This window comes from Vibrio qingdaonensis (assembly GCF_026191675.1).
Taxonomy (GTDB): Bacteria; Pseudomonadota; Gammaproteobacteria; order Enterobacterales; family Vibrionaceae; genus Vibrio; species Vibrio qingdaonensis.
The window spans coordinates 130,489-145,350 of the sequence record NZ_JAKRRY010000008.1 but is presented as its reverse complement, the minus strand read 5'-3'; the positions used below and the strand labels follow the sequence as shown (position 1 = coordinate 145,350).

Below are 14,862 nucleotides of genomic sequence, written 5' to 3'. Positions count from 1 at the left end.
TAAGTGCCTCAAAAAATGGTAATAAAATGGCCGATAGCGCCAGTAAAAATCACGATCAAGCTCAGTTCTGCTATTGCAGGAAAGGCGACGTACTTATGAAGGCCAAACCTGGTAGCGATTGACCCTGTTAGCATTGTCAATATGTAAGCCAGTGCGATAACCAATAACAGCGGTGGGAAGTAGACTTCACCCCACACAAGTTCATGTGGCATTGTGTTCATGGTTCTGTTCTCTATTTGTTTGATGAATGCAACGATAACGGAGTTCGATTTATTGTGATAATCGCTTATAGAGGACTATATCCATCGAATTCGTTGGATATTGAGTTACATGATGATTTTGTTTTCCATTTCGATGAAACAGTGATAAGTGGGTACGAACGAAACTAGTCGTATAGAATAAAATCTAATATTAAAACTATTATTAGAGATACTTATTTTTCTTTAAATTATTGATGTGGAGAGAGGTATTTTTTATCGGTATTAATTGGAGATTAAGTGAGGGGGGAGCGAGATAAAAATTATAAACGTTAGGAAATTGTTTAATATTGTGGATTTTAGCTGAGAGTATGTAAGGCAAGAGTTACGCGCGCTCTTGCTTACATAAAACCATTGAACTCTGCGGTAACGTAAAAGAAGTTACCTTTCTAACGATGCAAGTTTTATCGTGATATCACTGTCACCGTAACCTTTATTGTTACTTGCTTGGGTAACCATTAAACTCTAATTGCTTGGATATATTTATGCAGTAGCTCCACATAGTGAGCTTTTTTCTCTTCATCAAATCGAATGGTAGGAAATGAAATTGAGACACTGGCAATTACGGTACCAAAACGGTCGTAAACTGGAGCTGCTATACAACGTAAGCCTGGCTCTTGTGCTTCATTATCTTCGCCAAAATGCTGTAGCTTAATCGCTTTAAGTTCATCGATAAGTTGCTCGACGTTTTCGAGGGTATTTTTTGTGCTTTTCACAAACTCGGTGTCTGCTAGCTGAGTGTGAACGAATTTTTCGTCACTTTATGCCAATAGAGACATATGGGTGACCTGTTTTTATATATGTCGCCACTTTGTCGCCATTGTTCTCCTGAAATTTTTTAAATACTTGCTTTCAAAAAACTTATTTCGCTAATGTATATAATGGCATCTTTGATTCAATCTGGTCTAGATCTCACGCCAATCATCACTCATCACTTCAAGGTTGATGACTTCCAAGCAGGCTTCGACGCTATGCGTAGCGGGCTTTCTGGCAAGGTTATCCTTGATTGGGAATAAGATAAATTAAGTCCTATTACGTTTGCGTCCATGCAGGAATATTCTAAGCATGCGACTAAAAAAGGAGAGGCCAGTTACAAAGAATGGTTGCCTGATCAACCACAAGCTTGGTTAGAGTCTGATGGTCGTCGAGTTTTTCCCTCGTCGTTGTATCTGGCACAATTAGAGCAACGCATGGGTTACATACCGGAGTGGATTGAGTAGCTGGATAGTTAATAAGCCCCTCATGTGCATTTCTTTATATAGTTAAACACATGCGGGGCTTGTGATTTCAGCTAACGTGAACGTTTAATCGCTAGTGAATGGATAGCTGTCGAGGTTATCTTCCTTGAATCTAACTTGCCATATCGCGATTGCGCCAGTGTCTCCGTTAATCTCGTTAGCACTTGACCAGTCGGTGTATTGTTCAAAGGTTTTAATGACAAACGTTTCAGACATTACGGCGACCGTATAAAAGGTAAATTGATAGGTGTTGAGACCATTGATGATCGTCACCGTATAACTAGGGTTGTCACCGTCATTAAGCACCCAGGTTCCCGCTAACCAGTCACCATCAGAGGCAAGTAAGGCATCGCCAGATAGTCCTGACGCATCATCCATTTTGAACACAATGGTATCATCATGCATATCACGGCGTTCCATTACTATCACTCGATTGTCTTCGACTAAATCATCAGCGAATCGAGGCATATAGACACGGCTATTAAAGTTTTGAGTATCAATGCATCCTTCGACTTGGTTTTCAAACTCAGTAGCTGAAGACGTACTTGTTGGCCCCTCGTCATTCCAAGCGTCATCGTTACTCATATCGCAATTATTCTCTGATGATAGGCTGTGAAGGTCATACACAGATGCATCATCATCGCCAGACCAGTAATCGGCGACTAAATAGCCATTTTGGCTGTCAGCTAGCAACGCGATGCGGACTTCTACAAATTCACTGTTGCGATGAGATATTTAAATTATGTTGTGATCTTGGAGCAACCAGTCATAAACGCCGTCCCATATACCATTGAATACGCCATCCAATGTTCCATCATCTGACATCACGAAAACGTCACTGAAGTGTGAATCAAACCAATTCTCCCCATGAATTACGGCGCTACTTCGCGCAGGCCCTGTGGGGCGTCCAATATCGTGGTTTAACGTGTAAAATCGACTGATAGGGCTGCTTTGTACATATTCAATTACATAATCAATAGCGCTTAGATTCTTGTTCATATGCTCTAAAACGGCAGACACCTTAGAGCCAGCCATCCATGCGGAGTAGATTTGTCCAGTTGATTTACTAGCAAAGTAAATCACAGCGTCAGCAAGATGAAATTCTTCTACCATCTTATCCAAAAAAGATTGGAATCCGTGCGGGGATAAACTGGAGGAATAAAGGGATTCGAGTAAGTGGCTATATTCCTCTATTAACTGTGCGGAGCCGTGGTCATCTTTGGTACGGCCTGGTGAATCCAAAGGTATATGCTCGTCTAAACGGGTCGTTTCTTCCATGAACTGCCCACCTTAATGATGATATTGTTAATAACGGAACCTAAACTATAGAAAGAAATTTGAGATATGAAAGGAAATGCGTTGTGAAATAGGTGTCGTACTATTGTTATGCCGGTGTGCATGTTGTGTTTGAACAACGTACTTAGTCGACAACGGCCATGAGAAAGTGAGGTGATGTCGCTCTAACAGCACTGCTTTACCCTCGTCTGTGACTTCGAATTTTACGGTTCCGATACTGCACGCTTGATTTGTCACTTGGTTAAACTGGATAAACCCAACAAGTGGCACGAAATATTCGATAAATTGGCTATGTTGTTTATTCGCGCCTTCAAAACTTTGTAAGATAAGTTGATTTACAAACGCAGGATTTACTCAATCTGAATTAAAGGCGCGGTAGGTTTGTACCACCATTATTTATGGAATTTAGTCTAGCGTTGTGGCAAAGAACTAACAGTGTACCTATGTCTGTTACTTTTTAAGTCGAATTACCGGAACGTGTTTGCGTCATAGTGTTGGCTACGTGAGTGTTATGTTAATCTATCGCGAACTGACAAGGTTTGGAGTGAAAAGATGGAAGGTGGTAATCTTTTTAGTGAGATTCCAGATATTATTAATAGCGAGCTATTTGAAGATATTCAAAAGCATAAGTCCGTTCGTATCGAACGTATTATTTCCGATGGCCATGCGAGTGCAGAAGGAGAGTGGTACGACCAAGAAGAGCATGAATGGGTTTCGGTTCTAAAAGGAACCGGTGTCATTGAATATGATGATGGAACATTAGTCGTCCTCGATGTCGGTGACTACGTCAATATTCCAGCACATACCAAGCATCGCGTAAAATCGACATCGGCGACAGAAAAAACGATTTGGCTAGCCGTGTTTTACTAGCGTAAGCGAATCTGTCACTAGGTTACGCCATTATCGGAAAAGATCAGCAGACAATAGATTATGTTAAATAAAGAAAATTTAGTTAAACTTGCCAGAACGCCAATGCCGTTTGGTAAGTACGCAGGGCGTATGCTTATTGATCTTCCAGAAGAATACTTACTCTGGTTTGATAAAAAAGGATTCCCTAGCGGTGATCTAGGCGACTTATTAAAGCTATGTTTAGCACTCAAAATAGAAGGTTTAGACAGCGTAGTAAAGCCTCTAAAGCGCATCTAACCTACCACAGAAATTCTCCTTTTAATGAAAAGACTCACTATGAATTTTGATATCAATACACTGAAACACCACCAACTGGTTGAAGATGGCCAATTAGAGGGGTGTTACATTCATCAGCCTGCTGAAGGTAGCCAGCCAGATGACAAAGCTGTCTTGGCAGAGCGGCAAGCGCTGGAAAAGATGGGGTACAAGGTAATACAGGTTCAAGCTAAAGGTAGGACAACAACGTTTGCCGAGGCTATGCAAAAACTTGCTAAGAAGACGGGTCATCAGCCGAAGTAATAAAAGACTGTAACCTAGAGCAGTACCTTTTATCTTTCTCCCAATACCTTTTGCCTCTTTGCGTGTCTCGAACTATCCCTAAAAACACCGTCATCCCCTTGAAAAAGGGGATCTCATTCTGCACGTTACGTAACTGATTTACGTGACTGAATCGAAGGTTTTCAATTATCTACACGTTGTAAGAGATGTTCACTTTCGCGAAGGTGACGAAACCGATAAGAACGTAAGTGCCTGATTCAGTTCCAACCAATTTAACAATAAAGATCATATTGGTAGCCGTACTCTACGACTAATGTCTAACTATCTGAGACTGTTTGTTTTTTTTCGTTTGGTATAAGGTACTAGCAGCTGAATTTCAACGATGGTTTTTAGTAATAGGCTGAATGGTTCCATTTATCTAACAGTGAATTTCAAGGGCCCATAAAAACTGTCATCGAGTGCTTTGTTGCAGTGAATAGAGACAACGACTCACTATATCTTCGCACAGTGAGTAAATAACGTTTGTTGGAAAACACACCTTAGAGTGTGAACGAAAGGAATCAAAATGAGCAGTACTTTAGAGTCCGTGCAGATACGAACAGATAAGCCTCAAGTCAATGAGGATGAGCTCTCTTATGAACAACAACATAAACCAAGATCGGAATTTGGTTCCAGAGAACAATATTTAGAGCATGAATTACAAATCATGGCGCCTAAACGCTGGCGTCCCAATTTGCCGTTTAAAGACTATCGATTTGAGATAGAAGATACCATCCCAGCGATGGCGGCGACTATTGGTAAAGTTGTTATGGTGGGCGCCATTGCAGCAACCTTTGCCGGGGCTCTAGGGTTAAATGAAGGCTTTGTATTAGAAAATGTTCGATATGAATTACTTATAGCCTCTGTTTTCATTATTCTTTTCTCTGGTTTTTTATTACCGACTGCTAACCTCGCTGGTACACACGGCCCACTCATCCCCTTGATTCCTATTGTTGTTGCAGCAGGCGGGCATCCAATGGCTTTTGGGTTGCTGATTGGCGCTTTTGGCTTAATATTAGCCATCAGTAAAGGTGGCAGCATGTTGGCAAATCTCACCAGCAAAGGTGTGTGTGGCGGTTTATTACTTTACCTAGGCTTTGTTGGAACCGTTTCTCAAGTTAAAAAGCTGTTTGCTTGGGCTGAGGGAATCGGTATGAGCCACATTGCTTTTGTCGTGATTTTTTGCACTATTATTCTATATGCTTTGTTGGAGCATTTTCGTAAGCGCTGGCTAGCGGTACCTCTTAGTTGCTTACTAGGTGGTACGTTAGCTTTTGCCATGGGTGCTCCGTTTTCTTTTCAAACCGAGCCTGGTTTACCCAATATGAACCCGATGTATTGGTGGGGGGAAGATACAGGCTGGATGCTAGGCTTACCGACGGTTGAGCACTTCATGGTGGTATTGCCCTTTGCTATCTTGGCAGTGGCGATGTGGTCGCCGGATTTTTTAGGGCATCAAGTGTTTCAAAAAATAAGCTATCCAGAACGTACGGAAAAAGTGCATATGAACATTGACGACACCATGACCACGGCTTCAATTCGTCAAACGTTCGGCTCTTTGCTTGGAGGCACTAATTTTACGTCTTCATGGGGGACTTATATCGTGCCGGCGGCTATTGCTAAGCGTCCTATTCCTGCCGGCGCTTTGCTAACGGCATTGTTCTGTATCATAGCTGCGGTTTGGGGCTACCCAATGGATTTAGCGATATGGCAACCGGTACTTTGTGTTGCGTTAATTGTAGGGGTATTTGTTCCATTGCTAGAAGCTGGAATGGAAATGACGCGTGAAGGGAAAACCACACAATCGGCGGCGATTGTTGTATTTTCTTCAGCGCTAGTTAACCCAGCATTTGGCTGGGCTCTCACCATGCTATTGGATAACTTAGGTTTAGTCGGTTGCAAAGAGCGTAGTAGTGAACTTAGTAAAATGAGCCGTTGGGTACTACCTGGTATTATGTTTATTGTGCTAAGTAGCGTGATGGCGTTGGTTGGTCTTCTACCAGGGATACCGGCGATTATTCCAACTTTTCGTTAGCCTTTGAATACGAGTTATTGAAATCAGCAGGTAAGGCCGTCCGTTACAGGCTCCACACTGTGAGACTTTCAGTGTTACTATAAATACTTTGTATTTGAAATAGCGACAGTGCCTAATATCGTTTTAGACAATAATGACCGACAGCTTTTTTTTAAGTGTAAATAGGAAGTTTGCTTCATGCGTAAATCAGATAAGAAGATCGAAAATCAAATTAGAGAGGTGTTAACCGAAGTTTGTGAAGATACGTTAAAAGGCTACGATGGTTTTCTTTGGGTGACTCATACGGTCAAATGCTCGTCTTTTCCACAGAGCTTAAAAATCGCTTGCGTATTCGAAACGAATCAAGACCGAGCAAATTTTCTAATGAAAGAAGGTCAGCTTCATGTTGCAAGCATTATCCAAAAAGCGTTTGATAAGGTTGGAGTCCAACTAAAGAACGTAGATAAGCAGATCAGTTACGATACGCAGGAAAATCGCGAGTTTGGTCATCAAACAAAGTGAATTGAGTTTGTAGTGGGAATATAAGGCTTTATATGACGAAATTGATACAAAGCCTGAAAGCGATGTCTGAGCTCTCCTTAGCACATTTACTTTTACTCCAAAGCTTGCTTCACTTCCCAAAGCGCGTAAAGAACACTATTTACGTGACTTAGCCATTATCTTTGAGTTAGCTAGGTGCTTTGGGAGATCTTCATTTGCGTGAGGATAGCGAGAGCTTTACATTGAGAAGGTCATGGATGTTAAGTATCGTAATATCTAATACCGTGCATAAATCCGACATTAATGTCGGATTTATGCTATTGAATACGACCAATTATATCGGTTATCAATGACTAAAATTGTTGGCAGAATTAGGCAAATTGATATCATAGTGGTTTGTTCTCTAAGGTAAGAAAAAGAAATGACGATTCATCGAGTTAACCCTTGTAAGCGTTGGTCTGACGTGACCGTATTTAACGGAATTGCGCACTTTGTTGAAGTGGCGGAGTCGGATACCTCTGCCGGAATGCAAAGCCAAGTCCAGCAGATTTTCGACCAAGCTGAAACCATGCTTCAATCCATCGGTAGTGACAAATCTAGAATTCTCTCCGTCACGGTTTACGTGACAGATTTCGCTAATTTCGATGCATTGAATGAAGTATGGGATTCGTGGTTCCCAGAGCAATGCGCACCAAGCCGAGCGTGCGTTAAGGTTGAATTGGCCGATCCGAATTTATTGGTAGAAATGGCGTTTGTCGCAGCCGCTGGTGACGACTATTTACCCTAGTGAGGATAGGCTGGGTTAACTCCCTGCCAAGGACCCACAAAAAAAGCTCCTAACAAGGAGCTTTTTGTCGATTCAAGCTTGAATACGTTGTGTTGGCACTCTAAGCGTCGTAAACCTCTAACTACTGAATGGCAATCAACTCAACATCAAAGATCAAAACAGAGGCTGGTGGGATAGGGCCTGAGCCGCTTTTACCGTAGGCAAGGTTACTAGGAATAAACAGGCGGTATTTGTCACCTTCATTCATGAGTTGTAGACCTTCAGTCCAACCTTTAATCACTTGGTTTAAACCAAAGCTAATCGGCGTGCCGCGATCAACAGAGCTATCGAAGACGGTGCCATCGATGAGCGTACCGTGGTAATGAACCTTTACTTTGCTTTTAGCGGAAGGGTGAACCGTACCTTCGCCTTTATGTAATACCTGATATTGAAGGCCGCTTTCGGTTGTGGTCACTTCTTCTTTTAGTCCGTTTTCTTGCAAGAAAGCCTGACCTTGTTGCAAGTTCACTTCGCCAGCTTTGTTATTTGTCCATGTACGGTAAATCATAAAAGCTGCGAGCAGTACAACGATGAGAGGGATAAGTATCTTTGACACGGTAATTCCTTGATCTAATTTAGGTAAATTGCCACTGGTTAAAGTGGCTTCTACGGTGATGCTTATTTGGTTTTTAGGTAATTTATCGTCTCTGCGATTTCTTTGATGTCTTCGTGACCTGCGAGTACCACTTCATACTTACCATTGACGATGAAGGTCGGTACTGCGTTAATTTGAGCTTCAGTTGATACCGTGTTAGCCAGTTCAATATATTCGAATAGCTCCTTTTGCTGCGCTTCATCAAAGTCGTAAGGTGTGACCATAGTACGAGACTCAAAAATTCGATTTAACTCAATTTGTTTTTGCTGGCCATCCAGCTCACTGTTTTGAACTAGAGCAAACAATTCAAGTTTCATGTCTTCAGGAATACGCTGGTCTTCAGATTGCATGACGGCACTGTAAAAGATCATCGCAGCAATTTGTGCGCTGTCGTTAAACATCACATGTACTTTGCCTAGCTTAGAATCAGTAAGCTCCTCTAGTTCCGGCAATAGTGGCTCCAAATTGCGACAATGGCCACAGCCTAACGAGAAAACTTCTGTCACTTGAGGAAGGTTATGTTGGCTAAGATCGTTAGGTAGGACTTTGTATTGCTTGCCTTCAACGGGGGTATTGGATTCCCCACAAGCGGTGATTAGGACGGCGAGAGAAAGTATTGCGGCGAGTTTGCTAAGTGATTTAAACATGTTGATGCATCATATTATTAATAATACCTCGAGTGTAACTGTTACCAATTACTTCAGACAAGCAATTAGTAACAATCTGAAACAGCTAAATGAAGAATATTTTCTTCTCGTTGGTAAAGTTTCGGATATTCACGCCGATAAAAGAAATATTGGATGTTGCTACGAGCGTTTGGAGTGTGTCATGAAGAAAATTGCGTGTTTGATTGCGGTCGGGTTATTGGCGGGTTGCAGCTCTACATCATCGATAACTGACAAAATGTTCGCAGGCATGCTCGATACGGCTCCACGGTCTGAACACGACGTCATGCACCCTGACTGGGTCAAGGCACCCCATATCAGTCATTCAGCGCCAGTAGGGGCGACTGTGGAAGGTCCCAATGGTCAATATCGTACTCAGGCTTGGGATTCGTTAGAAACCTATCTGGTTAATCATGGACTCGATTATGAACTCGTCCCAGGTGACTACGTTATGATTCGCCTCAAAGAAAAAATCCACTTTAGTACTGGTTCGTCACGTGTTTCTGATAATTCTTCCCAATGGTTGTTTCACTTGGCCAATTTTTTGTCTCAGCAGCAGGGGATAGATGTGGTAATTGGTGGTCATACTGACAATACAGGGGCAATCGTGAGAAATGATGTGTTATCGGACCAGCGCGCGGCAATGGTGAAAGAAACGCTAATCAAGAATCAAGTCTCTCGCCAAATCATTTATACACGTGGCTATGGTGAGGCGGTGCCAGCTTGTACCAATAGCACTTCTTTTGGTAAGGCTTGCAATCGGCGTGTAGAGCTAACGTTGATTGTCGCCAAGTAAAGTCCCTAATAGCGTAGTTAGGTATAACAATACTGCACGGTTGAAACCTGATGATAGAAACAGAAAAGCGACGATTACTCGTCGCTTTTTTTAAGCACTTAATTGGTCTTTTCTCTAGGTTATTCTGATTTAGTCAAACCGATCTAGCTTAAACCGATGATGTTACCCTCATCATCAAGGTCAAGAGACATAAAGGCGGGTTTATCCGGTAAGCCCGGCATCGTCATTACGTTACCGCAAAGCGCATAAATAAAGCCAGCACCAGCACATAGCTTAAGCTCTCTGATCACCACTTCAAATCCAACGGGAGCGCCTTTAATACTGCCATCTGTCGTGATAGATAGCGGTGTCTTGGCTAAGCAAACGGCCAAATGATTGAAGCCCTGAGTTTCGTATAGCTCAAGCTGTTTTTGTGCTTGGTAAGATAACGAGACATTTGCTGCCCCATATCCAGCTTCACACACCGCCATTAGCTTTTCTTTAACAGACTGCTCTGCGGTATACAGTGGTTTGAAGTTAACTGGTGTTTGACAGGCAGCGATTACTTCTTTTGCAAGATCAATGGTACCATCTCCGCCAAGGGAAAATCCTTCGCTAGTGGCGACGCGACAGTTACCATCAAACTGTTTGATCCACTGAGTCAATAAATCCAATTCTTGCTGTGAATCTTGTGGGAAGCGATTGATGGCGACCACCGCAGGAACGCCGTATTTGGCTACATTATTGATGTGCCATTTCAGGTTTTCAAATCCGGCTTTAAGTGCTTGCTCGTCATCTTCAAATAAGGAGTCAGGGATTGGTGCTCCTGGTTTAAAGTCATACAAGCCAGAGTTGGCTTTAAGGCCGCGAAGTGTGGCGACAATGACGGCACAGTCCGGTTTTTTATCGGTTGCAGCGGCTTTAATGTTACAAGCTTTCTCGAAGCCCATATCGGAGCCAAACCCACCTTCAGTGACGGTGTAACTCGCGAGCTTGGTTGCAATTTTGTCGGCGATGATAGAAGAGTTACCGTGAGCGATGTTAGCAAAGGGACCAGCATGAATAAGGGTAGGCACGCCTTCCAAGGTTTGCATGAGTGTCGGTTCAACCGCGTCTTTCATACTAACAGCCATCGCGCCAGCAACTTGCAGGTCTTCAGTGGTGATAGGTTGACCTTCGATACTGTATGCGACAACAATTTTACCAATGCGAGCTCTAAGATCGTTAAGGCTTTCAGATAACGCTAATATGGCCATGAGCTCTGACGCGGCAGAAATATCAAACCCGTCTTCGCGTTCAACCCCGTTGATGGTTTTATTGACTTCGTTTTTGCCAACAGTAACCATACGTAGCGACCGATCATTATGGTCAATAACTCGTTTCCAAACAACGTTCTTTACATCGATTTTAAGCGCAGAGAGTCCAGTTCGAGACTCGAAATTGTCATAGCCTAAGCGCTGCTCATGATAGATACGGGCATCTATCGCCGCAGCCGCTAAATTGTGCGCTGCGGTCACGGCATGGATGTCGCCAGTTAGGTGTAGGTTGAGCTCTTCCATTGGTGCAACTTGAGCATAGCCACCGCCTGCTGCTCCGCCTTTTACGCCAAATACAGGTCCCATAGAAGGCTGTCGAATGCAGGCAAATACGCTTTCGCCGAGTTTTTTAAGTCCTTGAGATAGACCTACGGTGGTGACGGTTTTACCCTCACCTAATGGGGTTGGGGTAATTGCAGTGACGACAATAAGTTTACCATTAAGGTTGTCTCGAAGACGTTCAATTGCTTTTAGCGAGACTTTCGCTTTATGCACACCTTGAGGAAGTATTTCGTGATCAAGTAAACCAGCGTCTTTGGCAACGTCGGTGATAGCAGAAAGTGACGCACTACGGCAGATTTCGATGTCAGATAGCATTAACGGTCCTTTAAAGCCACAAAATTAATGAGGAAAACGTTTGCGTCGAGATAATACTGGCTAATAATTCTTTGTAAAGACAAAAATTCAGTATGCTGTACTAAATTTGACCAGTTCAACTGGTTAGCGTTAGTTCAATTAAAAAAAGAGGCTAAATTAGCCTCTTTTTATTTATCTATCCCAGTACGCTTCTTCTAGGCTATCTTCTCGTTCGGGCAACGCACGAGTCAGTCTTGGTGAGTGTTGCATTAACACTTCGTAACTGACTCGGTTCGCATATTTACATATTTGCGACAAAGAAGAGTAGGTCAAACATGGCATCACATGCTTGTCCGAACCTGGTACATTATTATGATGGAATGCATTTGCCGTCATATCATGTAGCAGAGCCGAGAGTGCACCATCACCGGCACCATTGGTATTCTTGATCTCAAGAGGGCCACCTAAGTATGGACCAATGTGCGAATATACTTTTTGCGGGTCAGCACAATCTTGTTTGCGCATAGCTCGGCTGAATTCAAACTGGTTAAAGTTTTCAATTGGGCCTTCTAATAGCTCATGGGTGGTGTCTCTAAGCGCGACATTGTCGCAGTAGCCAGCCATATATAGCCCATGGGGACCTGCAGTACACAAGACCAAATCAACCCAATCTAGTGCTTTATTGGCCGCAAGAAGGGGATCGGCAAACCCAGTTAAGGCTTCGCCTTCTTCTTCGTTCATTGCAACAATCGTGACGTTCTCTTTAATGTAGTCTTGCCAAAACGTTTCGTTACCCTGGATAACCCATTTCGTACCGAGAGTGAGGACAACAGGTACAGACTTTTGCTTAGCAAGCTCTACTGCGCGAGCTACGGCTAATGGCATAGGGTCTTCGGGTTTGCCACGCATTAAGTAAGATGAGACCACTAACGCCGACGCTTTATCAAAAATAGACTCTGGAACACTCTCTGGAAGCAGTTGGTTCATTTCACCTTCGTTGATCGCAAAGGTACGTTCACCGTCATCAGTAATTAACGTGTAGCAGCGACCAATTGGCCCATCGACAGTTTGCAAATGGTTGAGGTTCATACGTGACGAAGTACGGCACAAGTAGCGATAGCCATACGAACCTACTTCAATGTTTTTCGACATCACGCCAAGCAACACGGATTTACTATCAGCAAGAACTGAATAATTGTGTAGGGTATTACCTATCGTATCGCCTGGAAATTGATGAGTAATTAAGCCTTGTTCAACCAATTCTTGGTACAAAGCATCCGCTTTGCTTTCTTCGAGAACAAGTGAGTGTCCCTTACTCAACTCATACTTCTCTAAGAAGGAATCATCTACTCGAGCTTCAATATCGACAATAGTTTGCCCAACACCAATGATGGTCGGTCGAAAGTATTTCGGCGCAGCTTGAGCTTGGCTCACTGATAGGTTCTTTTTACTTGTTGGAAAGTAATGCTTTGATTTACGTTGTCCGGGGAATCTCATACTAAACGCTAAGGGATCAAAATTTTCCGCATAGTATCACAAATAGTGTCAATTTGTTGCAATGAATTGCACTGATGACGTGTTGAAAGTAGCAGGAAGTAGCATTTAGTCACGTTTGCTATTAGCTTAGGTTCATATTGATAGCCATAACATTGACATGGGTAAGGAGAGTACTAGTCTAGTTAAAAACAATAATAAGGGGTGTGGATTTGACTCAACTTGATATTAGTAAGGTTGACTTTAAACAAGCGTTCAATCGCCTCGACAGTTACTTTTTTATTAAAGATGCGCAGGGCTGCTATGTTTTCGTCAATGAAGCCATTTGCCAGTTGTTTAACTTATCCAGTGAGCAAATTTTAGGCAAAAAAGACGATGCGTTTTTTAATCTGAACGACAGTGACGATATCCTAGTTAATGACCAGTTGGTACTTAGTGGCCATACGGTCTCTAAGCTTGAAAAAAATATTTTAAAGGATAACCGTGTTCGGTATTACCAAAACATGAAATCACCATTATTTAACAGTGATGGTGAGGTAATCGGGATATTTGGAATTGCGATTGATGTGAGTGATACAATCGCAAAGCACAATGAATTAGAGACCATGGTTATTCGAGACGAATTGACCGGTGTTTATAACCGGCGGTTTTTAGAAACTCAACTAGCACGTGAATATGCGTCGTTTCAACGTCATAAGCAGCCATTTTCATTTCTCATGCTGGATGTTGATAATTTCAAGTTAATCAATGACGCACTAGGGCATAGCTCTGGAGATCATGTACTCCATGAAATTGGAAAAATTATGCTGGAATCGCTGCGTGTTGAAGATTATTGCTGTCGCTTTGGGGGCGATGAATTTGCCATTTTATTACCTAACACAGAGCTACGTGAAGCATTTTTTCTTGGAGAAAGACTTCGAGAAAAAGTTGAGGCGTTCAAATTTACCTGTGTTGAAGGTCGAATATTTAGTGTGACAGTAAGTATTGGTGTCTCACATCTTACCGAGCAGCAAGAGCAAGGCAAGCTCGCCAATGTTGCGGATGCAGCTTTAATGCAGGCAAAAAGAAACAGTAAAAACTTAACACTGGTTTCTTGTCATAAACAAACGAGTATTACCAAGTGCATCGATTGTAACTTGTGTGATTTAGCATCCGGTGATGAACCGCCGGATGATGAAAGTTAGCGCTCCATAAGCGTTGGTTGAAACTATTTAGTTACTTATCATTATTGTTTACACGATTTAACTTAAAAAGAGCCAGTAAAGGGCTCTTTTTATAGGGGTTAGAGTTTAATAGATCTTAGAGTTTTAATAGATCTTATCGTTTTATTAGAGCTTATTGAACTGAAGCAACGGGCTCAACAAACGCTTTGGTTCCCCACAACGGAACCGTGGAGAGGCTGTGTTTAAAGCTGCCCGATGTTTCTTTAGTTGAATAAGACAAATACATGAGAGTTTGATTGTCTGCATCTAAGATACGACGAACTTTCATCGTTTTGAAAAGTATGCTTTTTGACTTTCTAAATACGACCTCGCCGGATTTTGATTTGTCGATCTGTGCTATCATTTCTGGTGTAATTTCACCGGTTTGACGACATGATATTGAACTATCACTCGGGTCTGAAAAGCTTAGGTTAGCCTCAATGCTTGCGATATGGCACGTAACACCGGGTACTTCAGGATCGGTTAATGTGTTGAGTTTAATGTCTTTTAATGTAAACATGCCAAGTGAAACATCACCAACCTCCTTATCTCCGCAGCCTGCTAAGGCAAGGGCAAGAGCTGGAACAATCATAAGCTTTTTCAACATATTGGGGCAATCCTTTAAAATAAGAGCTTGTGTATACAATAACCACGGTCAGCA

At 42.5% G+C, this 14,862-nt stretch carries 17 protein-coding genes and 2 pseudogenes; 10 read left to right on the top strand and 9 right to left on the bottom strand.

The genetic code is table 11. The features are described 5' to 3' along the window. Positions 1 to 8 precede the first annotated feature (8 nt). Together MD535_RS08640 and MD535_RS08635 are read right to left on the bottom strand one after the other, a co-directional pair. On the bottom strand, positions 9 to 221 hold the full coding sequence (locus MD535_RS08640; protein WP_010429574.1) for a DUF1656 domain-containing protein: 213 nt from the start codon (positions 219 to 221) through the stop codon (positions 9 to 11). A 475-nt stretch (positions 222 to 696) separates the two neighbouring features. Then, a pseudogene (locus MD535_RS08635) lies at positions 697 to 1,015 on the bottom strand (IclR family transcriptional regulator domain-containing protein); the annotation flags it as partial. 117 nt (positions 1,016 to 1,132) lie between these two features. On the opposite strand from MD535_RS08635, the pseudogene MD535_RS08630 reads away from it, so the two are divergent. Together MD535_RS08630 and MD535_RS08625 are read left to right on the top strand one after the other, a co-directional pair. After that, a pseudogene (locus tag MD535_RS08630) lies at positions 1,133 to 1,273 on the top strand (L-threonine 3-dehydrogenase); the annotation flags it as partial. Positions 1,274 to 1,303: 30 nt separating this feature from the next. Next, a complete protein-coding gene (locus MD535_RS08625; protein WP_265674463.1) occupies positions 1,304 to 1,477 on the top strand; it encodes a DUF4955 domain-containing protein in 174 nt (57 codons plus the stop codon). Between the two features lie 84 nt (positions 1,478 to 1,561). Here the strand turns inward: MD535_RS08625 and MD535_RS08620 are convergent, their stop codons facing one another. Together MD535_RS08620 and MD535_RS08615 are read right to left on the bottom strand one after the other, a co-directional pair. Continuing rightward, entirely contained in the window at positions 1,562 to 2,188 is a 627-nt protein-coding gene (locus tag MD535_RS08620) for a hypothetical protein (protein WP_265674462.1), read from the bottom strand. A 42-nt stretch (positions 2,189 to 2,230) separates the two neighbouring features. Beyond that, positions 2,231 to 2,773: a hypothetical protein gene (locus MD535_RS08615; RefSeq protein WP_265674461.1), complete on the bottom strand. Its 543-nt coding sequence runs from the start codon at positions 2,771 to 2,773 to the stop codon at positions 2,231 to 2,233. Positions 2,774 to 3,343: 570 nt separating this feature from the next. Here MD535_RS08615 and MD535_RS08610 point away from each other — a divergent pair. The 6 genes from MD535_RS08610 to MD535_RS08585 all read left to right on the top strand — a co-directional run bounded on the left by MD535_RS08610 (position 3,344) and on the right by MD535_RS08585 (position 7,539). Next, positions 3,344 to 3,661 carry a cupin domain-containing protein gene (locus MD535_RS08610; protein WP_265674460.1) on the top strand — a complete coding sequence of 106 codons (318 nt, stop codon included), beginning with the start codon at positions 3,344 to 3,346 and terminating at the stop codon, positions 3,659 to 3,661. Between the two features lie 60 nt (positions 3,662 to 3,721). After that, complete coding sequence (locus MD535_RS08605) at positions 3,722 to 3,937, top strand: DUF3820 family protein (RefSeq protein WP_265674459.1); 216 nt, start codon at positions 3,722 to 3,724, stop codon at positions 3,935 to 3,937. 39 nt (positions 3,938 to 3,976) lie between these two features. Next, the gene (locus tag MD535_RS08600; RefSeq protein WP_265674458.1) at positions 3,977 to 4,219 is read left to right on the top strand and encodes a hypothetical protein; all 243 of its coding nucleotides are present in this window, start codon (positions 3,977 to 3,979) and stop codon (positions 4,217 to 4,219) included. 544 nt (positions 4,220 to 4,763) lie between these two features. Then, positions 4,764 to 6,272: a DUF3360 domain-containing protein gene (locus MD535_RS08595; RefSeq protein ID WP_265674457.1), complete on the top strand. Its 1,509-nt coding sequence runs from the start codon at positions 4,764 to 4,766 to the stop codon at positions 6,270 to 6,272. Between the two features lie 177 nt (positions 6,273 to 6,449). After that, positions 6,450 to 6,773 (top strand): Fis family transcriptional regulator, encoded by a 324-nt coding sequence (locus tag MD535_RS08590; protein ID WP_265674456.1) that lies wholly within the window; start codon positions 6,450 to 6,452, stop codon positions 6,771 to 6,773. 400 nt (positions 6,774 to 7,173) lie between these two features. Continuing rightward, positions 7,174 to 7,539: a RidA family protein gene (locus MD535_RS08585; RefSeq protein ID WP_265674455.1), complete on the top strand. Its 366-nt coding sequence runs from the start codon at positions 7,174 to 7,176 to the stop codon at positions 7,537 to 7,539. 121 nt (positions 7,540 to 7,660) lie between these two features. Here MD535_RS08585 and MD535_RS08580 read toward each other — a convergent pair whose 3' ends face one another. Both MD535_RS08580 and MD535_RS08575 read right to left on the bottom strand, forming a co-directional pair. Next, positions 7,661 to 8,134 (bottom strand): FKBP-type peptidyl-prolyl cis-trans isomerase, encoded by a 474-nt coding sequence (locus tag MD535_RS08580; RefSeq protein ID WP_265674454.1) that lies wholly within the window; start codon positions 8,132 to 8,134, stop codon positions 7,661 to 7,663. Positions 8,135 to 8,196: 62 nt separating this feature from the next. Beyond that, positions 8,197 to 8,820: a thioredoxin domain-containing protein gene (locus MD535_RS08575; RefSeq protein WP_265674453.1), complete on the bottom strand. Its 624-nt coding sequence runs from the start codon at positions 8,818 to 8,820 to the stop codon at positions 8,197 to 8,199. A gap of 181 nt (positions 8,821 to 9,001) precedes the next feature. Between MD535_RS08575 and MD535_RS08570 the strand changes: the two genes are divergently transcribed. After that, a complete protein-coding gene (locus tag MD535_RS08570; protein WP_265674452.1) occupies positions 9,002 to 9,634 on the top strand; it encodes an OmpA family protein in 633 nt (210 codons plus the stop codon). 143 nt (positions 9,635 to 9,777) lie between these two features. Here MD535_RS08570 and MD535_RS08565 read toward each other — a convergent pair whose 3' ends face one another. After that, complete coding sequence (locus tag MD535_RS08565) at positions 9,778 to 11,526, bottom strand: formate--tetrahydrofolate ligase (RefSeq protein ID WP_265674451.1); 1,749 nt, start codon at positions 11,524 to 11,526, stop codon at positions 9,778 to 9,780. A gap of 171 nt (positions 11,527 to 11,697) precedes the next feature. After that, on the bottom strand, positions 11,698 to 13,002 hold the full coding sequence (locus MD535_RS08560) for an inosine/guanosine kinase (RefSeq protein ID WP_265674450.1): 1,305 nt from the start codon (positions 13,000 to 13,002) through the stop codon (positions 11,698 to 11,700). Between the two features lie 209 nt (positions 13,003 to 13,211). Between MD535_RS08560 and MD535_RS08555 the strand changes: the two genes are divergently transcribed. Then, the gene (locus tag MD535_RS08555) at positions 13,212 to 14,183 is read left to right on the top strand and encodes a sensor domain-containing diguanylate cyclase (protein ID WP_265674449.1); all 972 of its coding nucleotides are present in this window, start codon (positions 13,212 to 13,214) and stop codon (positions 14,181 to 14,183) included. 151 nt (positions 14,184 to 14,334) lie between these two features. Here the strand turns inward: MD535_RS08555 and MD535_RS08550 are convergent, their stop codons facing one another. Beyond that, the gene (locus tag MD535_RS08550; RefSeq protein WP_265674448.1) at positions 14,335 to 14,808 is read right to left on the bottom strand and encodes a CreA family protein; all 474 of its coding nucleotides are present in this window, start codon (positions 14,806 to 14,808) and stop codon (positions 14,335 to 14,337) included. Positions 14,809 to 14,862 lie beyond the last annotated feature (54 nt).

Bases quoted from the DNA above. Each gene is read 5' to 3' on its own strand.
- MD535_RS08640 (WP_010429574.1), bottom strand. From the start codon at position 221: ATGAACACAATGCCACATGAACTTGTGTGGGGTGAAGTCTACTTCCCA.
- MD535_RS08625 (WP_265674463.1), top strand. From the start codon at position 1,304: ATGCAGGAATATTCTAAGCATGCGACTAAAAAAGGAGAGGCCAGTTAC.
- MD535_RS08615 (WP_265674461.1), bottom strand. From the start codon at position 2,773: ATGGAAGAAACGACCCGTTTAGACGAGCATATACCTTTGGATTCACCA.
- MD535_RS08610 (WP_265674460.1), top strand. From the start codon at position 3,344: ATGGAAGGTGGTAATCTTTTTAGTGAGATTCCAGATATTATTAATAGC.
- MD535_RS08605 (WP_265674459.1), top strand. From the start codon at position 3,722: ATGTTAAATAAAGAAAATTTAGTTAAACTTGCCAGAACGCCAATGCCG.
- MD535_RS08600 (WP_265674458.1), top strand. From the start codon at position 3,977: ATGAATTTTGATATCAATACACTGAAACACCACCAACTGGTTGAAGAT.
- MD535_RS08595 (WP_265674457.1), top strand. From the start codon at position 4,764: ATGAGCAGTACTTTAGAGTCCGTGCAGATACGAACAGATAAGCCTCAA.
- MD535_RS08590 (WP_265674456.1), top strand. From the start codon at position 6,450: ATGCGTAAATCAGATAAGAAGATCGAAAATCAAATTAGAGAGGTGTTA.
- MD535_RS08585 (WP_265674455.1), top strand. From the start codon at position 7,174: ATGACGATTCATCGAGTTAACCCTTGTAAGCGTTGGTCTGACGTGACC.
- MD535_RS08575 (WP_265674453.1), bottom strand. From the start codon at position 8,820: ATGTTTAAATCACTTAGCAAACTCGCCGCAATACTTTCTCTCGCCGTC.
- MD535_RS08570 (WP_265674452.1), top strand. From the start codon at position 9,002: ATGAAGAAAATTGCGTGTTTGATTGCGGTCGGGTTATTGGCGGGTTGC.
- MD535_RS08565 (WP_265674451.1), bottom strand. From the start codon at position 11,526: ATGCTATCTGACATCGAAATCTGCCGTAGTGCGTCACTTTCTGCTATC.
- MD535_RS08560 (WP_265674450.1), bottom strand. From the start codon at position 13,002: ATGAGATTCCCCGGACAACGTAAATCAAAGCATTACTTTCCAACAAGT.
- MD535_RS08550 (WP_265674448.1), bottom strand. From the start codon at position 14,808: ATGTTGAAAAAGCTTATGATTGTTCCAGCTCTTGCCCTTGCCTTAGCA.